Genomic DNA, 25284 nt, shown 5'->3' on the forward strand with positions numbered 1-25284 from the left:
CCATATGGCCGCCATCTAGTAAAGTTAATATTCAAACCAACTAATTCGGGACAAGACAAAATGAATGAATCTCAAATCCCCGAGATGACCATGGACGCCAATAACCTGTATCTGGAAGAAGTCATTACAGATCAGAAGATCGGCGCTATCAGACGCCTGACCCCAGTGGACGCCAATGGCGCACAAGACGAGTCGCGCAAAGTGCTGTACTACGGCCAAACTCAAATGATGACCCCAGCCGGCGCCCTGCCTCTGAACTTCGAGCTGGAAGCGGACTCTCTGGAACAAGCCGTAAAAATGTTCTCTGAAGCAGCTAACAAGGCTATGCACCAGACTATCGAGGAGCTTAAAGAGATGCGCAGACAAGCAGCCTCTTCCATCGTTGTTCCTGGCCAGGAAGGAATGGGCGGCGGAATGCCTGGTGGCGGAAAAATTCAGCTGCGCTGAGACAACAGACCTCGCCCCATAAAAAAAGCGCCCTCAGGCGCTTTTGTATCTACTTGCCAATCAATGGCCAGCCACTGGCGCAATAGCGCCTCTGGGAACACGAATATCCTCCACCAACTCCTGAATATGGGCGGGAGGCTCCGCAGTCATCTTCGCTACCACTGTAGAGACAACGAAGTTGAAAACCATACCCAGCGTACCGATGCCTTCCGGCGAAATGCCGAACCACCAGTGCTCCGGCGTATTCGCCGCAGGATTCACAAACTTGAAGTAGACGATGTAGCTGAAGGTGAATATAAGACCTGTCAGCATTCCTGCAATCGCACCTTCTTTGTTCATACGCTTGTAGAAGATTCCCATGATAATCGCAGGGAAGAAGGACGCCGCCGCCAACCCGAAGGCGAAGGCCACTACCTGAGCAACGAATCCCGGCGGATTGATACCGAAATAGCCCGCTACCGCAATGGCCGCCGCCGCAGCAATACGCGCCGCCAGCAATTCCTGCTTCTCCGAAATATTCGGCATCAGGTTACTCTTCAACAAGTCATGAGAAATGGAGGTAGAGATAACCAGCAGCAGCCCCGCAGCGGTAGACAGCGCCGCCGCCAGTCCGCCAGCGGCGATTAACGCCACCACCCAGCCAGGCAGTTGAGCAATTTCCGGGTTCGCCAGCACCATAATATCGCGGTCGACATATAGCTCATTAGCGCCTTCTGACGGAGCGTTAGTCAGCGCACGCTCACCACTGGCGCCGCGTTGATCAGCTGCGAAGTCCGGTTTACCCGCAAACGGCGCACCGGCGGAGTATTGAATTTTGCCGTCGCCGTTCTTGTCCTGCCATGCCAGCAAGCCAGCGTTCTCCCAATTTTGGAACCATCCTGGCAACTGCTGATATTCCGCATTATTGACAGTCTGCACCAGGTTCAATCGGGCGAAAGAAGCTACCGCTGGAGCCGTGGTGTATAGAATAGCGATGAACAGCAACGCCCACCCTGCAGACAAACGCGCATCGCTGACTTTAGGCACCGTGAAGAAGCGCACGATAACGTGCGGGAGTCCCGCTGTTCCCACCATCAAAGCCAAGGTGATTGCGAACGTGTCTATAGTAGACTTAGCCCCACTGGTATATTCCGCGAAACCGAGATCCAGCGAAATCTGGTTGAGTTTGTCCAGCAGATAGGTATCCGTTCCCTCCACCGTACCGCCAAATCCAAGCTGAGGAATGGGGTTGCCAGTCACGAGTATGGAAATGAAGATAGCCGGAATCATATACGCAAGAATCATGACGCAGTATTGCGCCACCTGGGTGTAGGTGATGCCTTTCATGCCGCCGAGCACTGCATAGATAAACACGATGCCCATGCCAATCATGACGCCAAGGTTGATGTCCACTTCGAGATAACGGGAGAACACAATACCTACGCCGCGCATCTGCCCTGCGACATAAGTAAAGGAGATAAAGATAACGCAGACGACCGCCACCATCCTCGCCGCCTGAGAGTAGTAACGCTCCCCCACGAACTCAGGCACGGTGAACTTGCCGAACTTGCGCAAATAGGGCGCGAGACACATCGCCAGCAGCACGTAACCGCCAGTCCATCCCATCAGATAGACCGAACCGTCGCGACCAACAAACGAAATAATGCCCGCCATAGAAATAAACGACGCCGCCGACATCCAGTCGGCGCCAGTGGCCATACCGTTCGCAATAGGGTGCACGCCTTTGCTTGCGACATAATACTCACTGGTAGAACCGGCTCTTGACCAGATTGCTATCCCGATATAGAGAGCAAAGGTCGCGCCGACAACAATATAAACTAAAACCTGGGTATCCATTTAGGCCTCCTACTACGTTTATTCTTCGTGTACGTCATGTTTGCGGTCAAGCTTGTTCATACGCCAGACATACACAAATATCAGTACAACAAAGGTGTAGATGGAGCCCTGCTGGGCGAACCAGAAACCTAAGGGGAAGCCACCTATTTTGATGGTGTCCAGGGCATCCACGAAGAGAATGCCGCAACCATAGGAAACGACGAACCAGATCGTCAAAAGTATAAACAGTAGTTTCAGGTTGGCGCGCCAATAAGCGGCCTTGGCCGAAGCTTTTTCACTCGACATACCGACTCCTCCGCGTTGTTATTTTTATCGGTGTAATCAAGATAACACCGCCGCCGCGAGAGAAAATCTAGACCTTGGTATAAGTATTTTTGCCTATAAATTTCAGGATGTTACGTATAAAGGTCAAAGTCATTTCCGACCAAAGTCTACACAATTAGACATAGGTATAAACCGAAACAAATACGCTTGCACATGATCAAAATAACTACACAAACAATGAAGCGGCGAAATATATTTCAATATGCATATAGAAGAACAAAGAAAAGGAAAACTTAGAAATATCCCCCTTGCCCGCTTATCATTGAAACTCGTGCTTTTAAATTCCCGCAACCAAGATAATTCCGCTGATGATTAACGGTTTTTTGCTTTTTACGGTTTCCATTGCTTATATCGGCTTGCTCTTCGCCATCGCCTATGTGGGAGATCAGAGCCCACGCATGTATGTGAACGAACGCACCCGGGTGGCGGTGTATAGCCTTTCATTGGCGGTTTATTGCACCTCATGGACGTTTTTTGGCGCGGTGGGGTCAGCAGCGGCGACGGGGCTTGGGTATCTTCCCATCTATATAGGCCCCATGCTGGTTTTCATTTTTGGGGCCCCGTTGTTATCGCGCATTATTCGAATCAGTAAACGGCACAACACCACCTCCATCGCCGATTTTATCGCCACACGTTACGGCAAGTCGCAGACTCTGGCCGTTATGGTCAGCATCATCGCCATCGTCGGTATTCTTCCCTACATCGCACTGCAACTTAAAGCAGTATCTACTGGATACAACGTGCTAACGGAAGGCGCGTTGCAGCCCAACCGGGAAGCGTTGCCGCTGTTTCAGGACACCGCTTTATATATTGCAGGGGTGATGGGCCTGTTCACGATCTTGTTCGGCACTCGTCATATCGATGCGACTGAACATCATAGAGGCATGATTCAGGCGATCGCCTTTGAATCCATCATCAAATTCATCGCTTTTATCGCCGTCGGTATTCTGGTGTGTTTTGTGATGTTCGATGGGCTGGGAGACCTGGTTCAACGGCTGCAGCAGTCAAAACAAGACGGCGCTTTCAGTTTCGGCGCCATTTCTCCGAGCAACTTCCTGGTGCAGACGTTACTGGCGGCGTTCGCGATTATCTGCCTGCCGCGCCAGTTCCACGTTACGGTGGTGGAAAACTACGAGCCTCGCGATATCTACACTGCACGCTGGGCGCTGCCTCTGTATTTGTTTTTCCTGATACTGTTTGTAATACCCATCGCTGCGGCGGGTATCCTGACCTACCCCAATGGCACCGTCGACCCGGACATATTCGTGCTCAGCTTGCCTGTGGTGGCGGGTCATGAATGGCTGGCTGTATTGTCCTTCATCGGCGGGGGCTCCGCCGCCACCAGTATGGTGATCGTATCCACCGTCACGCTCAGCACCATGTTCTGTAATGAAATCATTGTACCGCTACTGCTGCGAATACAGGCGCTGGATCTGTCTCGCAAAAAGAACGTGCATTTCTGGCTGTTAAACATTCGCCGCGCCACGATCCTGGTTACGTTGCTGGCGGCTTTTGGCTATTACCGCATGATGGGCAGCCACTTCTCTCTGGCGTCTATCGGACTGCTCTCTTTTGTCGCAGTAGCGCAATTCGCACCCGCATTGATCGGAGGAATCGTATGGCGGCACGGCAATCGTCAGGGCGCCATTGTCGGACTGATTTTCGGCTTCGCCACCTGGATCTACACTCTGCTGATCCCCTCGTTAATCAGCGTCAACCAAATCGATTCCGCCTTGATCAGCACCGGCTTGTTCAGCATGGAGTGGACCCGCCCTACTGCGCTGTTCGGACTGGAGGGCCTGGACACCATCACCCATGGAGCCCTTTGGAGCGTGGGTATAAACCTGTTCCTTTATATCACTGTCTCCCTGGCGACCACGCAACGGGTGATTGAGAAAATACAAGTGGCTTCGTTTTTCGACAGCGCGCAAGACGCCGGGGCCAGCCCCACCACTTGGTTAAGCGAGGCTACCATTGAAGATATCAGCGCCTTATCAGAGCGTTTTCTGGGCGAAGAACGCACTCGTGACGCATTCCGAGACTTTTCCCGTCGCAACCGGGTCAAGCTGCATCCTTCCAAGCCCGCCAGTGTGGAGCTGATCAAACACATCGAAAAACATCTGGCCAGCGTCATCGGCTCCTCCACCGCACGGGTAGTGCTGAACTCCGCCTTGAAGGGCCAGGAGATGCAGATCGAAGATGTCGTGAGCATCGTCGATGAAGCGTCCCAGGTCATCAAGTTCAACCGGGAGCTGTTACAAGCCGCCATCGAGAACATGAATCTGGGAGTATCGGTAGCGGACAAGTCGCTCAACTTGGTAGCCTGGAACAGCCGCTATGTGGAGATTTTTAATTACCCCAAAGGCTTTATGCGCGTCGGCCGTCCCGTTGCGGACCTGTTGCGTTACAACCTGCTGATGAACCATGTTCCCGCCCGTCGAGCGCAAAAGATTGTAGAGCGTCGCCTACAGATGATGGCGGAAGGCCGCCCTCATGAGTATGAACGCACGCGCCCTGACGGAACGGTAATACTGATCCAGGGCAGCCCCATGCCGGATGGGGGCTTCGTTACTACCTTCTCTGACATTACCGGCATGCGCCGGACAGAGTTGGCGTTAAAAGAAACCAATACCTATCTGGAGCAGCGGGTAAAAGAACGCACCGAAGAACTATCCAAACTGAACAAGCAGTTGGTGAAAGCAAAGTCCGCGGCGGAAAACGCCAATCTGAGTAAAACCCGCTTCCTCGCGTCGGCGAGTCACGATCTGCTGCAACCGCTCAACGCCGCGCGCCTGTTCTCCTCCGCGCTTTCCAACAAAGTGAAAAACAATGAGGAATACAGCGAGCTGGTGAGCCATATCGACAGCTCCCTCAATGCTGCGGAAGAGATTCTCAGCACTCTTCTCGATATCAGCAAACTGGACGCCGGCGCTCTGGAGCCGCACTTCACTACCTTTAATATCAACGAGTTATTGCGCCACCTGAACACCGAATTTACCGTCATTGCGGCGGAAAACGGCCTCACTATGCGCACGCTGCCCAGCAACTGTTACGTTTATTCCGACCACCAGTTGCTGCGCCGGGTGATTCAGAACTTCCTGACCAACGCGATTCGATATACCCGTCAGGGGCGCATTGTCCTCGGCTGTCGCCGCCTCAAGGATCATGTGCGGATTGAAGTCTGGGATACTGGCCCTGGCATTCCGAAAGACCAGCTGGAATCCATCTTCGAAGAGTTCAAACGTCTGAATCACGGGCAGACGGAAAAGAAAGGCCTTGGCCTGGGTCTGGCGATCGTCGATCGTATCTGCCGCATGCTGAACTATCCGGTGGAAGTTCAATCCTGGGTGGGACAGGGCAGCAAGTTCGCTGTCACCATTCCGCTCGGCGTCAAACCTGTCGACAAACCCGCCGACGCAGCCAAAACGCCCCGCGCGCTGGGAAGCCTGAAAGGCGTCAACATTCTCTGCATCGACAATGAACAAGTGATTCTGGACGGCATGCGCGCACTGCTGGAAGGCTGGGGATGCACGGTGCGCACCGCACGGGCTCCCGAAGCCGCCAAGACCCTATGCGCCGAACAAGCGCCGGACATCCTGTTGGCGGACTATCAGTTGGACGATGGCGAGAACGGGCTGGATACCATGGATATGCTGCAGGAGACCATGCCGACGCGGCGGCCGGGCGTGTTAATTACGGCGCTGAATACCGATGAAGTGAAGCAAGATGCAAAAGACAGGGGTTATCAGATTTTGCACAAGCCGGTGAAGCCGGCCGCGTTGAGAGCGATGATCAACAAGATGCTGGCGCGGGCCTGAGACTCGACTCAAGCCCGCACTGGCAATTGCATTAACCGGAGTGAGCGGCCTGTTGCTGCTGCTCCACTTCCATCTGCTGCACCGCGATGACCGCCTGAGTACGGTTACGCACGCCCAGTTTACGGAACAAAGCCGTGATATGCGCCTTGACGGTGGCTTCCGATACATCCAGATCGTAGGCGATCTGTTTGTTCAGCATGCCTTCCGTCAGCATTCCCAACACACGGAACTGCTGCGGCGTCAGCGTGGCCAGACGTTCGGAGAAGTCTGAGTGCTCCGCCTTGACGGAATCGATCTTGGCGGCGACATCCGCCGGCAACCAGACTTCGCCATTCAGCACCGCCTGGATCGCCTGAGAAATCTCGTCCAAGGGCGCCGACTTGGGAATAAAGCCGGAGGCGCCGTAATCGATAGCGCGGCGAATCACCTGCAACTCTTCGCTGCCGGAGACGATCACCACAGGCAGTCCCGGATATTGTCCACGCATGAACACCAACCCGGAAAATCCGTGAGCGCCCGGCATATTCAAATCAAGCAGAACCAGATCCGCATCCGGATTGGCCACCACCGCATCCTGCAGGGTTGCGATGGATTCCACCTCCACCACGTCCACAAACCGCACCGCCTGAGTGACCGCTTGCTTGAGCGCGGCGCGAAACAGCGGATGATCATCGGCGATGATTATCTGTTGCGACATTAACATGAGCCCCCTCTTTCATTGCTCAGTTAAGAATTTCTGATCTATGTGCTTTTCATAGTCCTGCAACAGGGATAACGTCAACGCCGATATCAGTTGGAAGAGTCGACGTTATGGCGCTCCAACCCGATTGGCGACCAACTCGTCAACCACGGACGGATCGGCCAGGGTCGATACGTCGCCCAGGTTGTCGTGCTCGTCGGCGGCGATCTTACGCAGAATGCGCCGCATTATCTTTCCAGATCGGGTTTTCGGTAATCCCGGCGCCCACTGTATAACGTCAGGCGACGCCACAGGACCGATTTCTTTTCTCACCCACTGTCGCAACTCTTCCTTCAGGGCGTCAGTCGGCGCTTCGCTTACATTAAGCGTTATGTATACATATATGCCCTGTCCCTTGATGGCGTGCGGATATCCGACCACGGCCGCCTCCGCCACTTTGGGGTGAGAAACCAGCGCACTCTCCACTTCCGCGGTTCCCATCCGGTGCCCGGACACGTTGATGACGTCATCCACTCTGCCGGTTATCCAATAGTACCCGTCTTCATCCCTGCGCGCACCATCTCCGGTGAAATAGGCGCCGTAAAAAGTAGAGAAATAGGTTTTCACAAATCGGTCGTGATCCCCATAGATGGTGCGCATTTGCGCTGGCCAGCCGTCTTTGATGATCAGGTTGCCCTCGCCGGCTCCGGAGATCTCATTGCCCACGTTATCCACCAGCGCCGGCTGTACGCCAAAAAAGGGTCGCGTCGCGGAGCCGGGTTTAAGATCATTCACCCCGGCGATGGGCGTGATCATGATGCCGCCGGTTTCGGTCTGCCACCAGGTATCCATGATCGGGCAACGGGAGTCCCCCACCACCCGATAGAACCACTCCCAGGCTTCTGGATTGATCGGCTCTCCGCAGCTTCCCATCACCCGCAATGAGCTGCGATCCGCCGTCTGGGCCAGTTCATCCCCCGCCGCCATGATGGCGCGTATCGCCGTCGGCGCGGTGTAGAACAGATTCACTTTATGTTGCTCGACAATCCGCCAGAAGCGGGACAGGTCCGGATAGTTCGGCACGCCCTCATAAACCAGAGTCGTAGCGCCGTTGCTCAACGGTCCGTACAACACGTAGCTGTGGCCGGTGATCCAGCCAAAGTCCGCGGTGCACCAGAACACATCGCCTTCCCGATAGTTGAAAACATATTGGTGAGACAGCGATACGTATGTCAGATAACCGCCCGTGGTGTGCAGCACGCCTTTAGGCGCGCCGGTGGAGCCGGACGTGTAGAGAATAAACAGAGGATCTTCCGCATTCATCACTTCCGCGGGGCAGTCGTCAGACGCTTGCGCCATGACCTCCTGATAACACAGGTCGCGACCTTCCCGCCACGCCACATCGGCGCCGGTGCGTTTGACCACAATGACCTTTTCCACCATATCCAGATCAGGACGCGCCAGCGCCGCGTCCACATTGGCCTTGAGCGGAATAGTTTTACCCCCGCGCAGCCCCTCGTCCGCCGTGATCACTAGTTTAGAGCGGCCATTCAATATACGACTCGCCAAGGCTTCTGGAGAAAAACCGCCGAACACCACGGAATGCACCGCGCCGATACGGGTGCAGGCCAACATGGCCACCGCGGTTTCCGGGATCATAGGCATGTATAAGGTCACCACGTCACCTTTAGCGACGCCCTGGGCTTTCAGTACATTAGCGAACCGGCACACCGCCGCATGCAATTCGCGATAGCTGATATGCTGGTGCTCGCTGGGATTATCCCCTTGCCAGATAATCGCCGTCTGGTCGCCGCGATGCTCAAGGTGACGATCAAGACAGTTATAGGAGACATTCAGATAGCCGTCTTCAAACCAGCGAATATGCACATCCGGCGCTTGAAAGGAAGTATCTTTGACCTTACTGAAGGGCTTGAACCAGTCCAGGCGTTGCGCATGCTCGGCCCAGAACTTTTCCGGCTCGGTGATCGACTGCCGATAAAGGTCCTGGTATTTCTGTTCGTCGAGAAAGGAATGTTGGATGATTTCCGCTTTGGACGGATAAACAGTAGACGCACTCATAGTCTTGCACTCTCTTCTTTTATTATTGTTGAAGCAGTATGTGTTAAGGCCTGAAGCCTTCTTTTTTCTACTCCCGCGAACCATCCCTCTGTATTAGACCTTGGTATATCGGCTTGCCATAAACAGCCAAAAGCAAAGGCGCTCAATAGATTGGCGCCGTTACGACCTAAGTATTAAGCAATGATTTAAGACAGCAGGCGGGAAAAGATCAGAAGATAGCCGGTCGGACTCAACGATATTTCAGCCATATCCCGGGGGAGTCGCCTCCCCCTTTTGATGACACTCTACGCATCGATTTCGATTTGCGCGCCGCCCGTCTTTATGCGGCGCGGCTGCGGGGTTTGGCGGCGGGTGGATTCATTTTCACCACTTTCGGCCGCAGCGCATACTTGTTCAGCCCCGCCACATGCACTTCCCGCAGGTAGTGCGACCAGTCGTACATCCCTGCGTTCACCGGGAATTCGGTTTGGTCGTATTCGTCGAGGCGAGTGGCCAGCTCCCGCAGTCGACGGTTGCTGAAGGTATAGTTGGGAGAGGTATAGAAAGAAAACACCTTGGACAGTTTCATTGTGGTTTCCATGTTGCTCAGCTTGCGTCCTGACGTTTTACGTCCGAACAAGCCTTGCAGGCGGGAGTACCATTTCAGCATGTGAAAACTAATCGCCATTAATGCGTGAAATACCACCCCTGGGATCATCACAAAGGGTTTCTTCGGTTTACGATAAAACAGCTTTTCATGGGCCTGATAGTTATGCTCCGCCTCTTGCTGCACATGACCGATCACTTCACGAATCCTGATCGGATTAGCCTCACTGCTGCAGCACTGGTAAATGCGGTGCGCGCCAGAATCCAACAACGCCTCCGTGGCGCAGAGTATGATGCTGTTGGCCACCAGATCCGCCGGAATGATGTCGATAACCGCATTCTTCTTACCGGGAAACAAAGACACCTTTTCTCTGGCGTAAGCAAGAATGATCGCATCCGCTACCTTCACGCCTTCAATCCAGCCCGGCACTGGCCCCTGCAGCGTACTTTCAACGATAGATGGACGCAGAATGGTGAGGGTTTTGCCATGCAGCTCCTTCATCAACAACTGCTCGCCCATCCATTTAGTGAAGGTGTAAGTGTCATTCCAACCGTATTTATTGGCTTCTTTAATGCCCAGGTCGATCAGGTCCTTTTCCCTGCTATGGTCATCCGCCGCCGCTGCAGACACTTGTTCTACATCCTGCTGCAAACGCGCGATCAGCGGCTCCACTTCATAATAGCCCCGCTCTGAACGCGCAATGCGCTCTCCCGCCGGACTGACAATATCTTCCTCCATCAACCCTTGGTTAAAGCCATTGACGTAACAGGTAGATACTTGCACCACAGGACAGTCCGCCGCCCGCCGCGACAGTTCGATGATATTTTTAAGGCACAGAGTGTTGATAGTCAGCGCCTGATCCAGCGCTTCACGAAAGTTAACGCTGGCGGCGGAGTTCATGATAACGTCGATGTCCGCAGCCAGGTCGGTAAAGTCCTTCTCCGACAGGCCAAACAGAGGCTCCGTCACTTCGCCCGTTATACATTGGATACGCGTTTCACACAGCTCGTCGAAACGACTCCCCAGTGACGCTTTAAGAGTATCGAAAATAGATGAGGTCGCGATCTCATTCTGGAACCGCTTTCGCGCTGTAGGGTTCTTTGAGTTCCCCCTTATCAGCAAATAAATCGTCCCAATTGTCGGCACGCTGCGCAGCAGCTTCTCCAAAACCACCTTACCGACAAATCCCGTTGTCCCCGTGATCAGTACATTCTTATTTGCAAAAGCAGTTAATGTAAGTGATTGCTTCATATTCGCTTAGACCTCTCTCTCCTTAAACACATTGCCGCTTGGCGTCCCAGCTTATGCGAGTCTTTTGATAATGATATTTACATTAGGTTACAACTGTAAGTGTGACTGTCTCCGCAATTTCCCTAACGAAGGAGCCCTGCAGCGTACCCCGTGATACATCTCACAGCAAAAATCTGACCACCTTTACATCGTGGCCACTGATTGTTTTACAATCGATCGACGAACCAATCACAAGCCAACCGGATAATTTCCGCCTTTTTCTTGTCCATATGTCCTACATGGCCGCTGTCAGCGATAATATGCAGCGCTTTACTTCCCCGCAGGCTGTCATATAAAAGTTTGGCGCTGGTGGGCGGATCAACACGATCTTCTGCGCCATGAATCACACAAACAGGGCACTGAACATTCTTTGTGCGCCGAAATGTGTCAACAATGAAGCAGTCAATCGCGCCAGGTACAGGTAAACCAGCGTACGCCTGCACCAAATAAGGGTCGCCGACGACAGCCGCATTGATGCGCGGGTCCACTGCTGCGGGAACTGATTTCAGCGCAAATGCAAGCGGAAGACGGAGATCGCCGAACCCCAGCCGACGCTTACACGAGCCGACCAGATTGGCGGTTTTAAGAAACGGCCATTGCCACCAATTCAACACGTTACGAACCGTGGCGCTAAGCGTCACCAGTGCGCGCAATGATGCGCCCTGCGCAGCGGCCTCAAGCACCGCTGTGCCGCCGGAGGAAAATCCCAAAGCGCCAATACGGTGAGACTCAATTTCTCGACGCGATTTGAGATACGCCAGCGCCGCCGCCACGTCATCCCGCCATGCCTGCATGCTCACATGAAAGCGGGGCCCTTCAGATTCGCCATGCCCGCGCATATCCAGCGCCAAGGCCGCCACTCCTCGATGCGCCAGCGCTTCCGTCAGTTCATAAAAATGCTCTTTATAGCCAAAGGCGCCATGGCAAATGATTACGGCGGGAAAGCGACCTTCCCTGGCGGGCAGGAATAACCGGCCGACCAGCTCATCGCCTCGGGACGAGAACTGCACCGGCTCCTGCTGCACAATGGGGAGAAGGTTCTGCATATCCATGCTTAAAACTTACCGTCTGGGCTGTTCGGTTGGCGGACATATGCGCAGAGACCGTCGTCAGTGAAAACCGCTTCCGCGAGTCGACGACATCGGAAACAAAAGACTGCATCATTCCCTGACTCAATCATCTGCAAATAGGATTGTTCGCACCGCCAGTTCGACTCCCAAGCCGCCGACTGTCATCGACAACTCCAAACCAATGCGGGCGTCGCTATGTTAAGCCCTCGCCGGCAATTATGAAACAAGTTAATTAGAGCACTTACTCTTAAATGCAATACGCCAAAAGTCTCATGCGGCGAGATGCATGTGAACTTGCGCACAACCCTCAAACACATTGTCTTACAATCTCATTCAACTATTTGAATTTTTGTGATTTTCACCTCCATTTCGTTAATTAAGGCAAGGTAGAAATGAGGCCTGACGCACAGTCTTGTTACGATAAGTTAATTTAGTATTCCCCCATAACAATAACTAACAAGGGCGAAACGCAACATGACCATCAACGCAGTAGGCGTAAAGAACGCCAGGGATAAATACCGTCTCATCGGTCCGGTTTACGACTTCCTCAGCGCGCTGTACAGCGGCAAATCCATTCATCAATGCAAGATCGGCATGATCACGCCGGATAATGTAAAACCCGGCGACAAAATTCTGTTCGCAGGCGTCGGACACGGCAAAGACGCCATCCATGCCGCCGAGTTAGGGGCGGAAGTCACCGTCGTCGATCTGTCCGCCACCATGCTAAGCAAGTTTCAGGATGCGCTAACCGCTTCCGGCAAGCAGCACTTGAATATCCGCCAAGTCCACAGCGACATATTCAAGTTCAGCGAACTTGAGCACTATGACATGGTGGTCGCCAACTTTTTCCTGAATGTATTCAGGGAAAGCATGATGGAGGAAGTGTTGCGGCATCTGATTGATTTAGCCAAGCCAGGAGGCGCAGTCGTGGTTGGAGATTTCGCCTACCCTACCGGGAATATCGTTGCGCGCGCATTCAAACAGGCCTACTGGTACGTCGCCGTTTCTCTGTTCTGGTTGATGGCGAACAACGCCATGCACAACATCTATAACTACCCCGAGTATATGGAAAGGCAGGGGCTGGACATTCGCAATAAAAAGTTCTTCAAACTCCTCAGTATGAACTGTTATTGGTCCGTACTCGGACGCAAACAAGCCTGACCCGATTGTAAGGGTTACAAACTCAGACGCCAAAAACATACACAATAACAACGAAGGAGTCAGGAAATGAGCAATCAGGCGATAGCGCTGGACTCGCTCGGCGAGTTAGAGGCAGGCAGTTTCACATTCTCAGAGCGAGTCAATTACCTCAAAGAATTCGGCTCCCATTCTCAGGCGTTCTCCACCCTGCAACCGGACATGCAGTATTTCGATATTCGCGGCGTGGGCTACATCGCCTATATGCGCAAATGGGGGCGAATATTCGTGTTGTCCGATCCGGTGTGCGCGTCGCAGAATTTCGAACTGATGCTAACCCGTTTCCATACCCGTTACCCCCAGGCCAATCATGTTCAGGTAACTAAGCCCGTGGTTGACATTCTGCACCGTCGTCTCGGTATGTACGGCACGCAATTCGGCTCCGAGTCGCGCATTGCGTTGAAGGACTGGAGCTTAAGCGGCAAGAAGAAACAGGTGCTGCGCACGGCGCTGAACCAGGCGAAAAAACAAGGCGTGACCGTGAAGGAACGTTTCAGCGACGACCATACCCGGGAGATTTCCGAAGCCTGGATCAAGACGCGCAAATGCAAGAGTAACGAGATCCGCTTCCTGATCCGTCCCATGGAGATGGGCTATAAAGAAAATGAACGCCACTTCTATGCCTATCAGGATGGCGAAGCGGTAGGTTTTATTTATTTCGATCCCATCTATTACAAGAACGAGATCATCAGCTACGTTCCCAATATTTCCCGCGCCAGCGCCAACTTCAAGCAAGGGCTTTTTTACACCATCATGGCCCACGCCATGGACGTGTTTAAACAGGAAGGCGTTCCCTATCTGGATCTGGGATTAATCCCGTTAATGCTCTCCGCGGAAGACGAAGCGCAAGAAGCAAAACTACTGAAGAAGATGATGCGACTGGTCTACGCCAAAGGCAATTTTCTTTACAACTTCAAAGGGCTGGAATTCACTAAAACCCGCTTTCGCGGCGAGGTGGAAAAAACTTACTGCTGTCACCACAAGGCGACGCCACTGTTGGAGTTTTTCTGTATGTTCAAATTGACCAGGCTGTTCTAAGACCGATCAATATCATTTCGTTGACGCATGGATCGCGTCGTCCTATTAGCGAATGCTATTAAAGCGCTATTTGCTCTGCAGACGAAAAGCCTAACGCCGCTGCGCCCCGCTCCCACTCGATGTCCTGCTTATCGCCGGAATAAAACGCCCGATGACTGGTTGACTCCTCACCGCCTTCGCCCTGTTGAGCCTGCAGAAGATAAGCCACCCGTCGGGCGATTGCTTCGCCGGAATCCACCCAGTTGATATCCGGCGCCAGCTGATAAAGAAAAGGTTTCAACAATGGAAAATGCGTACATCCAAGCACTACCTGATCCGCCTCCGCGTCCAGAAACGGCTGGATGACCGCCCGTAATCGCGCCATGTCAGGACTGCGCCCTCGCACCCAGTCCTCACCCCACTGCACCAGATCCGGCGCGCCGACTTTAATGACCTTGCAATGGCTGGCGAAGTCCCGAATCAGTTCGTCGGTATACGCCCGGCGCACGGTTCCCTGGGTCGCCAGCAGCCCAATCACCTGCTTTTTAGTCTGCGTCGCCGCCGTCTTAATGGCTGGCACCACGCCCACCACTGGCTGCTCAAAGCGAGCCCGCAAATGATCCAACACCACCGTGCTGGCGGTGTTGCAGGCGACGACAATCAATTGAGCGGGATAACGTTCGCTGATCTGCTCCACAATATGACGCACACGGGTTTCTATCTCCTGCTCACTCTTGTCGCCATAGGGATAGAAACCAAAGTCAGCGAGGTACAGCGTGGGCAGCCAAGGCGTATGGCGACGGATATGTCCCCAAATGGAGAGGCCGCCACTGCCGGAGTCGATGATCAACGTCGGGGCCATAGGCCCTGTCGTCTCTTGCGCGTTCGCCTTCATCTCAAGCAATCACCGGAACTTGGCCACATAGGCGTCAATCAATCTCCCCGCGATGGTTTTCATAGGCGATACCGCTGGCAGCTGATCGACTTTGAACCAAGCGGCTTCTTTCAGTTCCGTAGTGTCGATATTGAGGTCGCCGGACACATAGCGGGCGTGATAGCCCAACATCAGTTGATGAGGAAACGGCCAGGCCTGGGAGGTCACGTACTCGATATCGGACACCAATACACCCGACTCTTCCATCACCTCTCTGACCACAGCTTCTTCAGCGCTCTCTCCCGCCTCGATGAAACCGGCCAGACAACTGAACGTTGGCAGCTTACTGAATGAGCGGTGCGAGCGCGCCAGCAGGATCTCATCGCCACGATGCACGACCACGATGACGCAGGGAGACACCTTAGGATAGGAAATGTAACCGCAACCATGACAACGCAGGCCGCGATCTTTTTCGTTAAAACTCAGACGTTCTCCACAGCGACTGCAAAAGTTCTGCGTACGCAACCAATACAGTAGCTGGGAAGCGGCATTCACCACGCGGAAATCATCCACATCGTCGCAACCGAGCAGATAATCCCGCAGCCCGACTTCCGTCCATCCAGGCGGCGCCTGCTTCAAACTGCCTACGCTGCAGCTGGCGCCATCCACTTCACCCAGCAGGAATACCGGGCCTTCTGGATTATCGACTTCTTCCGCACCCCAGGGCTGGGCGCCCGCAGCGGGCAGCAATAGCTTGTCTTCGTGAAAATAAATATGGCGACGGGCGCCGCTTTCCAGACCGCTCACCAGCGCAGGATGATAATTAAACGAAACCGCCACCGCCTGTCTCCTTCGACTTCCGATACTTTATTAAACGCTTTTTCTAACTCCGCGTCTGCGCCACAGCATCACTATGAGAGCGATCACCGTCAACGCCAGCGGAGCCATGAGGATATTGACCAGCTTCAACTGTCGTCCGAGATCGTCGATATCTCGATCCAGATTATGTTGCACATCCCGCAGCGCCTTGCGAATACGCAATTTCTCCTCCTGGAAGTCCTCCAGCGCTTTTTCCTGCTCCGGCGTCAACAATACGCCGCCGCCAGCTTCATCACCGCCTTGTCGCGCCTGCTGCAATTCCGCCAGCTGCTGCTCCGTTTCTGAGAGTCGGTCCTGAAGTTCTCGCTGCTGATCCGCGAACTTCTCTTCCGCCGCACGACGCAACTCGTCAACCTTCTCGAATGGACGGGTAAAACGCCCCCGCGACCGGATATTGATCAGACTGGCGTTACCGGCAAGGTAATCCAGCGCGTTCACCACCAGGTCGCCGTTATTCGCCCAGGGGCTGGCGATGCGCTGGCCAAAAAACTCCTGCACCTGCACCCAGAGGCGGTCAGACAGAATGTCCGTGTCCGCGATGACGACAACGTTGATGTTGTCGCTCTGGGTAACGCCTGGGGCGACATGTCGGGTGACGGTCCTGGGCTCTGCAGAAGCGGCGTCTTCTTCAGTCGCATCTGCTGTTTCGTCATCCTGCGTAGTTTCGTCTTTTGCTTCTTCGGTGATCTCAATACCGTCAGGAAACGCGGTCTTGGCAGGCCCCTCTATGCGCGCAGCCATTGTGTATTGCTCACCAGTGGCTTTGAACTTATCGAACAGCGACTCCGGGTTCTGCATGTTCGCGAATGCGCCGGCTTCAATGGGAGCGGCTTCGTCGCTGGATGTCAGCAAAGACTTGACGGTGGTGGTGGAACCCTCGATTTTCTCCAGAATTCCGGGCGTGGAAACGTTGATGCTCTCCAGACCCGCCAGCATGATGTCGCTCTGCGTCATACTGTCTTCAGCCAGCCCCAACAACGCCAGATGACGCACCGGCGTACGCGCCTGACCTACGCCCACCACCATACTGTTTTTGAAGTCCGCCAGCACCGAGTCCTCTTTCAGACTGACGCCCCAGGCTTTCAGCAACGGGTCCAACTGACTGCGTCGGGACATGTTCGCGCCCATCATCGGCATACCGGGCTGGTCCTGCTCCGCATCGGGATCGACAAACACCAGAGCGCGACCGCCCTTCAGCACAAACTGATCAATCGCCAACTGCGCCTGCTGGGTCAGGTCTTTGGGGTGCACAACCATCAGCACGTCCACATCTTCATCAACAGCATCGAAATCTTCAGGCATCCAGCGCACGTCAAACAAGTCTTCAATCTGCTGCATGACAATCCAGGCCGGTTGCTGGGACTGCCGGTACATATCAAAGCCGCCGTTGATCTGCAGACCGGAAATGACGCCTACGATGGGTAGCTGCTCTCGATTCAGGTTGTAAATCAGCTTGCTCAATTCATACTCAAGGAACTGCTCTTTATTCGGCTGGAAGAAGGCGATGATTTCTTCTTTATCGCCCGCTTTGCCCACCAGTCCGAAAAAGACGTTGTCTCCCGCTACGCCAACAGGTATCGCCTGTAAACCTGCGGCAGTGGCTTCATCCTCCTCCTCAGAGAACGGAACCGGGTCGACTTTTTTGAGAGTGACTTTTCCATCGCTATGCTGCTCAAACTCTTCCAGCAGCTCCTGCACCCGGCGCGCATAAGCACGCAGAGCAGGCAAATCCTTCGACGCGCCTTCGGAATAATACACCGTCAACTCTATGTCTTTGGACAACCCGCCCAGGATGGAGCGCGCGCCGTCAGACAGCGTGTACAGACTGTTTTCAGTAAGGTCCCAGCGGAACCCGCTCATACCCCGCTGCACCGCCAGATTGAACAGCGCCAGGGCGGCGATCACAACGATTACGACAAAACCCGCTCGCTTCATGACGTCTCCTTAGTTTGATGCCGTACGCTTGACCAGATGCGCTGTCGCCCAGACGCCCAGGACAATAATGGAACCGAAATAGAGCACGTCGCGCAGATCAATGACGCCTCGGGAAATGGCTTCGAAGTGACGGAAGAAACTGAGGTCCGCCACTAAATCCAACACGCCATTCGGCGCCCAGGCGGAGAAAAAGTCCTGCACCATCGGGAAACCGGACGCCACCAGCAGAAAGCACACCACCAGGGTAAGGATAAAGGCGATCACCTGATTCTTGGTGGCGGCGGAAAACATGGAGCCCAGCGCCAGAAAGCCGCCCGCCATAAACCAGCTGCCGATATAGCCGGCCAGAATAGCGCCGTTATCCGGATCGCCGAGATAATTGACGGTAAACCAGAACGGCGAAGTCAGCGCCAGCGCGCCGGCCAGATACACCCAGGCCGCCAGGAATTTTCCCAGCACCCATACAAAAGGCTGGACAGGCAGGGTCAGCAGTAACTCTATCGTGCCCGTGCTGCGCTCCTCCGCCCACAACCGCATAGTCAAAGCCGGCACCAACACGACGAACAGCCAGGGGATATAGTTGAAGAATGCTTCCAGGTCCGCCTGTCCGCGCTCGAAAAAGTGCCCCAGATAAAACGTGAAGATACCACTGAGCACCAGGAAGATGACGGTAAACAGATACGCCAGCGAGGTAGAAACGTAACTCAGCAGTTCCCGCTTGAAAACAATGCCTACGCCGTTCATGCCGCCTCCATGGTCAAGCGACGGAATACATCATCCAGTCTGCCGCGTTCTACGTGAAGTTCCTCCACATCCCAGTTATGAGAATGGATCAGTTGATTGACAGCATGCAACGGCGCTGCGTCAGGACTCGCATACACCAGATAGGTCATCTCATCCACTTGCTCCACTTCCCCTACTTCCGGCAGCGCTTCCAGCGCAGCCAGGGCGGCGTATGGCTGGGAGAAACGCACGAATATCGCCTTATGAAAACGGGACTGCGCAGCCAGCTCCGCTGGTGTGCTGTTGGCGACGATACGCCCACTGGCGATGATCACCACCCGTGAACAGAGCGCGTCGACTTCTTCCAGAATGTGGGTGGAGATGACGACAATCTTGTCCTTGGACAGGTTTTGAATCAGTTTGCGCACTTCGTGCTTCTGGTTGGGGTCAAGTCCATCGGTAGGCTCATCCAGAATCAGCACCTGCGGATCATGGATCAACGCCTGCGCCAACCCGACGCGACGCTTGAAGCCCTTGGACAGCGTTTCAATCGGTTGTTGCAATACATGCTGAAGGGAAACCTGGGCGACCACCTGCTCTATGCGCTGCTTCAGTTGCGCCCCTCGTAAACCGCGCACTTTACCGATGAAGCCCAGAAAAGCCGCCACCGTCATCTCACCATACAAGGGCGCGCCTTCCGGCAGGTACCCCATGATCCGTTGCGCCTGCTGCGGCGCATGGGCCACGTCAACGCCCATGACGCTGACGGAACCGCCGCTGGGCTGCACATAGCCTGTAATCATCCGCATGGTCGTAGTTTTGCCGGCGCCGTTGGGACCTAAAAAGCCTAAAACTTCACCAGGAGCAATATCGAAAGAAATGCCGGATACGGCCTGAATATCGCCGTATTTCTTTTCCAGATTCTGAATTTTTATCATTGAAGGGTCTCGCGTTCGCTATATAAAGGAACGAGCGCCAAAGAGGCGGCGCATAAGTTGTTTAAAACACACCTTGCAACATTCCATTCGCCAATAATCCAGTCCTCACAACAGATTGAAGTTAAATGGAATGTTTGAAAGTTAAGCCGCAACAGGAGGACGCAAAGAAAAAGAAGAATAAGGAGTCGCATCCCGCTTTGCAAGATTCCCATTTCGCTTCTACATTACATTGCAGAAAGTTTGCGCAAACCCAATCCTCGCGGAATATAGCCGCTGAAAATCAAGCATTTCCGAGCTTTGCCAGTCTATGGCGGAGTCGTTAAACTAGCGGGCACTTCGCCAGGGCTAAACGGTATTTTACATGCTCGGAATCACTTCTTTTTTCTTTAACCTGCTCCGCAAAATTCTATTTTTATGGGTCAGGACAGACGTTATCGGCAACAACGCCAAGCAGTTGGGGCTGGACCCGGAAAAACCCGTCGTCTACGTACTGCAGCACAGCTCGCTCAGCAGCCGGCTGGTGCTGGAGCAGGAGTGCCGCCTCGCCGGTCTGCCTTCCTCCCAGGCGCCGCTGACATTGAGAGATGCGGTTTTATCACGCAGTCACTTCTTCCTATATGAGAAACGCGGCCAGATGTTTCGTCGCCGCCATACGCCGACCATCACCGAGCGTCTGAAACAGCTGGTCAGCGCCGCGCAGAAAGACCCTGGACTGGATGTGCAGATTGTCCCGGTCTCCCTGTTCTGGGGCCGGACGCCGGAAAAAGAACGCTCTCTGTTCAAGCTGATGCTGGCGGACACCTGGTCCATCGCCGGTCGCTTACGCCAGTTCCTGACCATCATGATCCACGGACGCAACACCTTTATTCAATTCAGCAAACCGATTTCCCTGCGCTATATCGTCGACGACACCCAGGACCCGCAACGCGCCAACCGCAAACTGGCGCGCCTGCTGCGCGTACATTTCCGTCGCATGCGCCAGGCGGTGGTCGGTCCCGACCTGTCTCACCGTCGCACCCTGGTGTCCACGCTGATTCGCAGCCCAGCCGTCAAAGACGCCATTCGGGAAACCGCCAAGAAAGAGAGCATCAGCCCTCAGAAAGCCAAAGAGCGGGCGCGCAAATATGCGGACGAAATCGCCTCCAACGTTTCCATCGCGGCTGTGCGCTTTCTCGACATCATTCTGACCTGGGTGTGGAACAAGATTTATAACGGCGTAAACATCAACAATATTGACGCGGTGAAAGAGGCCGCCAAGTCCAGCGCTGTGGTCTATGTGCCCTGCCACCGCAGCCACATCGACTACCTCTTGCTCTCCTATGTGCTGTATCGCAACGGTCTGATGGTGCCCCATATCGCCGCCGGCATTAACCTGAACATGCCTGTAGTGGGCCCGATTCTGCGTCGCGGAGGGGCCTTTTTCATGCGCCGCAGCTTCAAGAACAACAAGCTGTACACCGCCGTTTTCAACGAATACATGCACTCCATGTTCACTCGCGGGCATCCTGTGGAGTACTTTGTAGAAGGCGGCCGCAGCCGCACCGGGCGTACATTGCAGCCGAAAGCAGGCATGTTGATGATGACCGTACGCAGCTATCTGCGTAACTACAAAAAACCGATCACCTTTGTGCCGGTGTATATCGGCTACGAGAAAATCCTGGAAGCGCGCTCTTATCTCGGCGAGCTGCGCGGCAAGAAGAAGAAAGACGAAAACATATTCGGCCTGTTCAAGTCTCTGCGTAACCTGCGCAACTCCTTTGGGCGCGTCAGCGTCAACTTCGGCGAGCCTTTCGCGCTGTCCGACGTGCTTGATAAAGTACAGCCGCACTGGCGCGATCAAGCCTACGATCAGGAAGCGCGCCCCAAATGGATGCCGCATATGATCGACGAACTGGCGGAAATGGTCGCCACCCGCATCAATAACGCAGCGGCGCTCAACCCGATCAACATTGTCGCCACTCTGCTGCTGGCCACACCGAAGCAGGCGATGGATCAGAAAATGCTGGCGGACCATTGCGACGCGGTGGTTTCGCTGCTGCGCATGCATCCCTACAGTAATGAAATGAGCTTCCCGGAGGGCTGCGGCGCGGATTGGGTCAAATACACGGAGAGCATGGGGTTGGCCCTGCGCCAGCAACAGAAGCTGGGAGATATCATCAGCCTGGAAGGCTCCAGCGCTATTTTGCTCACCTATTACCGCAACAACATTCTGCACTTCCTGGCGCTGCCCGCGCTGGTCGCCAGTTTGTTCCAGAACAACAGCACTATGGACCGCACCAAACTGGTGTGGCTGGTGAGTTCGATTTATCCCTACATCAAGTCAGAGCTGTTCCTGCGCTGGCATAAAGACGATGTGGACCCGGAAATCGAGCGCTGGATCGAGACGTTGTGCGAAAGCAACCTGCTGCTGAAGGACAAGGACAACCTTTATCGCCCCATGGCGGGCTCCCGCGAGTTCGTCCTGCTCAACGCCCTGGCCAAGACCATTATCCCTACGCTGGAGCGTTACTACATCGCCATCGCTATTTTGCGCCGTCACGGCAAAGGCGCCATCACCGCCAACGCCCTGGAGGAGCAAAGCACGTCCATGGCGGAGCGCATGTCCATCCTATACGGACTTAATGCGCCGGAGTTCTTTGATAAGGCCTTGTTCCGCAACTTCATCAACAATCTGAAAAGTAACGAGATCATTCAGGTAGACGAGGAAGGCCACATCGTTTACGACGAAGACCTCGACAATATCGCGGAAGACGCGCGTTTGGTGTTGAATGCGGAGCTGCGTCAGAGCATCCTGCAAGTCGCTATCGAGACACAGCCGTCTCCTCCCGCCGCCTGACGCAAAACCTCAATGACAGGCTGCTCAGAGAAGCGGTCTGTCATGCTCTCCCCTTTGTCTCGCATGACTTTTCTGCGCAAATCAGGCTCGGGGGAGAAAGCAATGCTTCCGTATCCCATTCTGTTCCCAAAAACTAGCAATCGTTCACTGTTCAACGTTTCTATCGGCGTATAATTTTTAGCTCATAACAAAAAGAAAACAGCGCCGAGCGGCGCAGGGAGAGTCAACGTGAGCATAAGCGCCTCTTCAGCGGTATTTGTACCAAATCATCTACGGGTCCTGGTGATTGACGATCATCAACTTGTTATCGACGGCCTGCGCGTCGCCCTCACCGCCCAACAGGTTCCTATCGATCTGGTGAACGCCTTCAATTGTCAGGCGGCGCAGGCGTTATTGGATGCGGACCAAAGTTTCGACCTGATCCTGCTGGATCTTTCCTTGCCGGATGGGCGCGGCTTTAAATTTCTGCGCTACCTGACCTGTAAACGCATCTATATCCCCGTGGCGATTCTATCCGCCTCGGAAGACATAGAGGACGTGGAATTGTCGCTGCGCAGCGGCGCGATAGGCTTTATCAGCAAGTCATCCAGCGCGATGGAGATCAATCTGGCGATCCGGCAGATTCTCAACGGCAAGCAATACGTGCCGAACTTCTATACCCACCGCAGCCAGGCTCCGATTCAGGACAGCCAGTTGCGACTCGACTCCATCACTCCCCGGCAAATGGAAGTCCTGCAACTGCTGGCCAAAGGTTTGCCGAACAAAAAAATCTGCTCGGAGTTAAGACTGACGGAAGATACCGTGAAATCACATTTGAAAGCCTTGTTCATGCACTTGAATGTGCATAATCGAACGGAATGCGTCAGCGTGGCGACGCGGCTGCATCTGGTGGACGCCTGACCCGCCGTCATTCAGTCGCGCTTTCGGTTATCCGACGGCGTTTTCCACGACGGCGCGGGCGGACTCCCGGCTCAGGATCAGATATAGCCGCGCCGGGGTTACCGGTTTGGCGACGAATACGATGCTGGGATAGCTGCCGGCTTCCGCCTGCAGCATTTCCACATCAGCGGAGATGATCACCGCCGGAATATCCCGTCCGCTTTGCCGCCGCAACGACAGCACGACATCCAGCCCGGAGATGGCGCCGCCTAACCGATAATCTGACAGGATCATATCCGGCGTCTCATCATGCAACCTGCCCATCGCTGCTTTGGCGTCAGCGAAGGCTTCCACTTGCACGCCCCAGGCGTCCAGTAGTTGGCGCATCGCCTCCCTGCTTGGTTGATCGTCCTCCACCAGCCAGACTGACATGCCGCCAAGGGTCCGGGTTTCCGGATAGGCTTCCGGCTGTGGAGCCACCAGATTAGGCCGCCCGCAGGCGATAGTGAAACTAAAATCCGCTCCGACGCCCGGCGACGACTTTACCGTCAGAACACCGCCCAATAGCCCCGCCAGCTGTCGCACGATGGCCAGCCCGAGCCCAATGCCCGATCGCGGCTTCCCTTCATCATCGCCGCCTTGCTGGAACTCTTTGAATATGCGTTTGATATCCCGGGAGGGAATCCCGACGCCATCATCAATCACATGGATGTCGAGCACATTATTCAGCCTTCGGCAGCTCACCCGAATGGCGTCGGCGCTGGCGTGCTGAAGCGCGTTAATGATCAGGTTGCGCAGCATTCGCTCCAGTAAAATGGGATCGGAATACGCAACCAGCCCCTCATCGCACTCCGTGTCAATACGTTCTGGACGGGAGGTGACAATGTCCACAGCGTCAAACTCCATCGCCACCCGGCGCACCAGCTCGTGCAGATAAAAGTGGCGGGGGTTCGGCTTGACCACGCCCATGCTGAGCTGAGACATATCCAGCAGCGATTTGAACAGGTCGCTCAATTGACTGAGTGATCGACGCAGTTTACCGACGATGACGCCTTCCTCAGAGTTGCGATCCATCTTGGCGGAGAGACTCTCCGCGAGCATGCTCATGGCGTTCAAGGGCTGTCGCAAGTCATGACTGGCCGCCGCGAGAAAGCGTGTCTTGGAGCGGTTCGCGCGTTCAGCCTCACGCTGCGCAATTTGGACCAGTTGCAGGTTCAGAAAAAGCGTCCTCTGAGCATGTTCCTGAATATATGAGCCCACCGCGCCGATCAGGTTGGCCCCAAACAAAAAGAATGCGTTAAACCCAAGTGTCGCCGGCTCCATGCCAACATCCAGTTCAACGAGCAGATAGGCTGCATATATCAAGGTGGAAATCGCGGTGGCGACATAAAAGGGAATCGCCATCAGAAAGTAACCGTATATCAGCACCAGAAACAGGCCGTCATAGGGCACCATGACATTTTGCGAATGCGCGATCCAGATGATCGCCACCACGCTGAGTCCTCCCAACGCATAGGTGCCGTTATAGAGAGGCATGAACCATCGCCGGGGCCAGGAATGCATGCCCGCGTACAGCGCCAGGGCGATAATCGGACACACCAGAAACAGACGAATGGGAATGGTCCAGCTGGCGATCTGCCGAGGGAACAAATAGTAGTCGAGCAAGGAATAGATGATGATGAACGCCAGCGCCGTCGCATGCACGAGAGGCAGACGCGTTTGTACACGCTGATTGTGGAATGCGCGATACGTTTCCTCCAGGGAGGGAGAAAACCTGAGCCACTTAAAACCGCGTTGTAATTCTTGTTGTATCAGTTTTTCGTCCATGGGGTTTAGATATATACACCAGCCCCCTAACAAGCAAGCTTTGCTTTCAC

Annotated in this window: 18 protein-coding genes; 6 read left to right on the top strand and 12 right to left on the bottom strand. The window is 54.4% G+C overall.

Annotation, left to right across the window (positions count from 1 at the left end; all coding sequences use genetic code 11):
• Positions 1-60 precede the first annotated feature (60 nt).
• Positions 61-447, top strand: coding sequence for a hypothetical protein (locus AC2IBB_RS25630; protein WP_486329545.1), 387 nt, complete (start codon positions 61-63; stop codon positions 445-447).
• A gap of 60 nt (positions 448-507) precedes the next feature.
• Here the strand turns inward: AC2IBB_RS25630 and AC2IBB_RS25635 are convergent, their stop codons facing one another.
• Entirely contained in the window at positions 508-2283 is a 1776-nt protein-coding gene (locus tag AC2IBB_RS25635) for a sodium:solute symporter family protein (protein ID WP_486329546.1), read from the bottom strand.
• 18 nt (positions 2284-2301) lie between these two features.
• Complete coding sequence (locus AC2IBB_RS25640; protein ID WP_011398819.1) at positions 2302-2568, bottom strand: DUF4212 domain-containing protein; 267 nt, start codon at positions 2566-2568, stop codon at positions 2302-2304.
• Positions 2569-2915: 347 nt separating this feature from the next.
• Between AC2IBB_RS25640 and AC2IBB_RS25645 the strand changes: the two genes are divergently transcribed.
• On the top strand, positions 2916-6425 hold the full coding sequence (locus AC2IBB_RS25645) for a hybrid sensor histidine kinase/response regulator (protein ID WP_486329547.1): 3510 nt from the start codon (positions 2916-2918) through the stop codon (positions 6423-6425).
• Positions 6426-6456: 31 nt separating this feature from the next.
• Here AC2IBB_RS25645 and AC2IBB_RS25650 read toward each other — a convergent pair whose 3' ends face one another.
• From AC2IBB_RS25650 to AC2IBB_RS25665, 4 genes are all read right to left on the bottom strand, one after another.
• A complete protein-coding gene (locus AC2IBB_RS25650) occupies positions 6457-7128 on the bottom strand; it encodes a response regulator transcription factor (RefSeq protein ID WP_216734866.1) in 672 nt (223 codons plus the stop codon).
• Between the two features lie 105 nt (positions 7129-7233).
• A complete protein-coding gene (gene acs, locus AC2IBB_RS25655) occupies positions 7234-9183 on the bottom strand; it encodes an acetate--CoA ligase (protein ID WP_486329548.1) in 1950 nt (649 codons plus the stop codon).
• A 319-nt stretch (positions 9184-9502) separates the two neighbouring features.
• Positions 9503-11020: a fatty acyl-CoA reductase gene (locus AC2IBB_RS25660; protein ID WP_486329549.1), complete on the bottom strand. Its 1518-nt coding sequence runs from the start codon at positions 11018-11020 to the stop codon at positions 9503-9505.
• A gap of 206 nt (positions 11021-11226) precedes the next feature.
• Entirely contained in the window at positions 11227-12105 is an 879-nt protein-coding gene (locus AC2IBB_RS25665) for an alpha/beta hydrolase (RefSeq protein WP_486329550.1), read from the bottom strand.
• A 498-nt stretch (positions 12106-12603) separates the two neighbouring features.
• Here AC2IBB_RS25665 and AC2IBB_RS25670 point away from each other — a divergent pair, with 498 nt between their 5' ends.
• The gene (locus AC2IBB_RS25670; protein WP_486329551.1) at positions 12604-13290 is read left to right on the top strand and encodes a class I SAM-dependent methyltransferase; all 687 of its coding nucleotides are present in this window, start codon (positions 12604-12606) and stop codon (positions 13288-13290) included.
• 66 nt (positions 13291-13356) lie between these two features.
• On the top strand, positions 13357-14364 hold the full coding sequence (locus tag AC2IBB_RS25675) for a DUF2156 domain-containing protein (protein ID WP_486329552.1): 1008 nt from the start codon (positions 13357-13359) through the stop codon (positions 14362-14364).
• 58 nt (positions 14365-14422) lie between these two features.
• Here AC2IBB_RS25675 and murI read toward each other — a convergent pair whose 3' ends face one another.
• The 5 genes from murI to AC2IBB_RS25700 are packed head-to-tail and all read right to left on the bottom strand — an operon-like array spanning position 14423 to position 19692.
• Entirely contained in the window at positions 14423-15205 is a 783-nt protein-coding gene (murI, locus tag AC2IBB_RS25680) for a glutamate racemase (protein WP_486329553.1), read from the bottom strand.
• A gap of 42 nt (positions 15206-15247) precedes the next feature.
• Positions 15248-16057, bottom strand: coding sequence for an NAD(+) diphosphatase (nudC, locus tag AC2IBB_RS25685; protein ID WP_486329554.1), 810 nt, complete (start codon positions 16055-16057; stop codon positions 15248-15250).
• 30 nt (positions 16058-16087) lie between these two features.
• Positions 16088-18031, bottom strand: coding sequence for a GldG family protein (locus AC2IBB_RS25690; protein WP_486329555.1), 1944 nt, complete (start codon positions 18029-18031; stop codon positions 16088-16090).
• Positions 18032-18040: 9 nt separating this feature from the next.
• Positions 18041-18775: an ABC transporter permease subunit gene (locus AC2IBB_RS25695; RefSeq protein ID WP_486329556.1), complete on the bottom strand. Its 735-nt coding sequence runs from the start codon at positions 18773-18775 to the stop codon at positions 18041-18043.
• Complete coding sequence (locus AC2IBB_RS25700; protein ID WP_486329557.1) at positions 18772-19692, bottom strand: ABC transporter ATP-binding protein; 921 nt, start codon at positions 19690-19692, stop codon at positions 18772-18774. Before AC2IBB_RS25700 ends, AC2IBB_RS25695 begins: the two co-directional genes overlap by 4 nt.
• A gap of 361 nt (positions 19693-20053) precedes the next feature.
• On the opposite strand from AC2IBB_RS25700, the gene plsB reads away from it, so the two are divergent.
• Together plsB and AC2IBB_RS25710 are read left to right on the top strand one after the other, a co-directional pair.
• The gene (gene plsB / locus AC2IBB_RS25705; protein ID WP_486329558.1) at positions 20054-22528 is read left to right on the top strand and encodes a glycerol-3-phosphate 1-O-acyltransferase PlsB; all 2475 of its coding nucleotides are present in this window, start codon (positions 20054-20056) and stop codon (positions 22526-22528) included.
• A 228-nt stretch (positions 22529-22756) separates the two neighbouring features.
• Entirely contained in the window at positions 22757-23428 is a 672-nt protein-coding gene (locus tag AC2IBB_RS25710) for a response regulator (protein ID WP_486329559.1), read from the top strand.
• A gap of 27 nt (positions 23429-23455) precedes the next feature.
• Here the strand turns inward: AC2IBB_RS25710 and AC2IBB_RS25715 are convergent, their stop codons facing one another.
• Positions 23456-25234 carry a hybrid sensor histidine kinase/response regulator gene (locus AC2IBB_RS25715; protein WP_486329560.1) on the bottom strand — a complete coding sequence of 593 codons (1779 nt, stop codon included), beginning with the start codon at positions 25232-25234 and terminating at the stop codon, positions 23456-23458.
• Positions 25235-25284: the final 50 nt, after the last annotated feature.

The sequence above is a fragment of the Hahella sp. NS-SX17 genome, assembly GCF_057367735.1.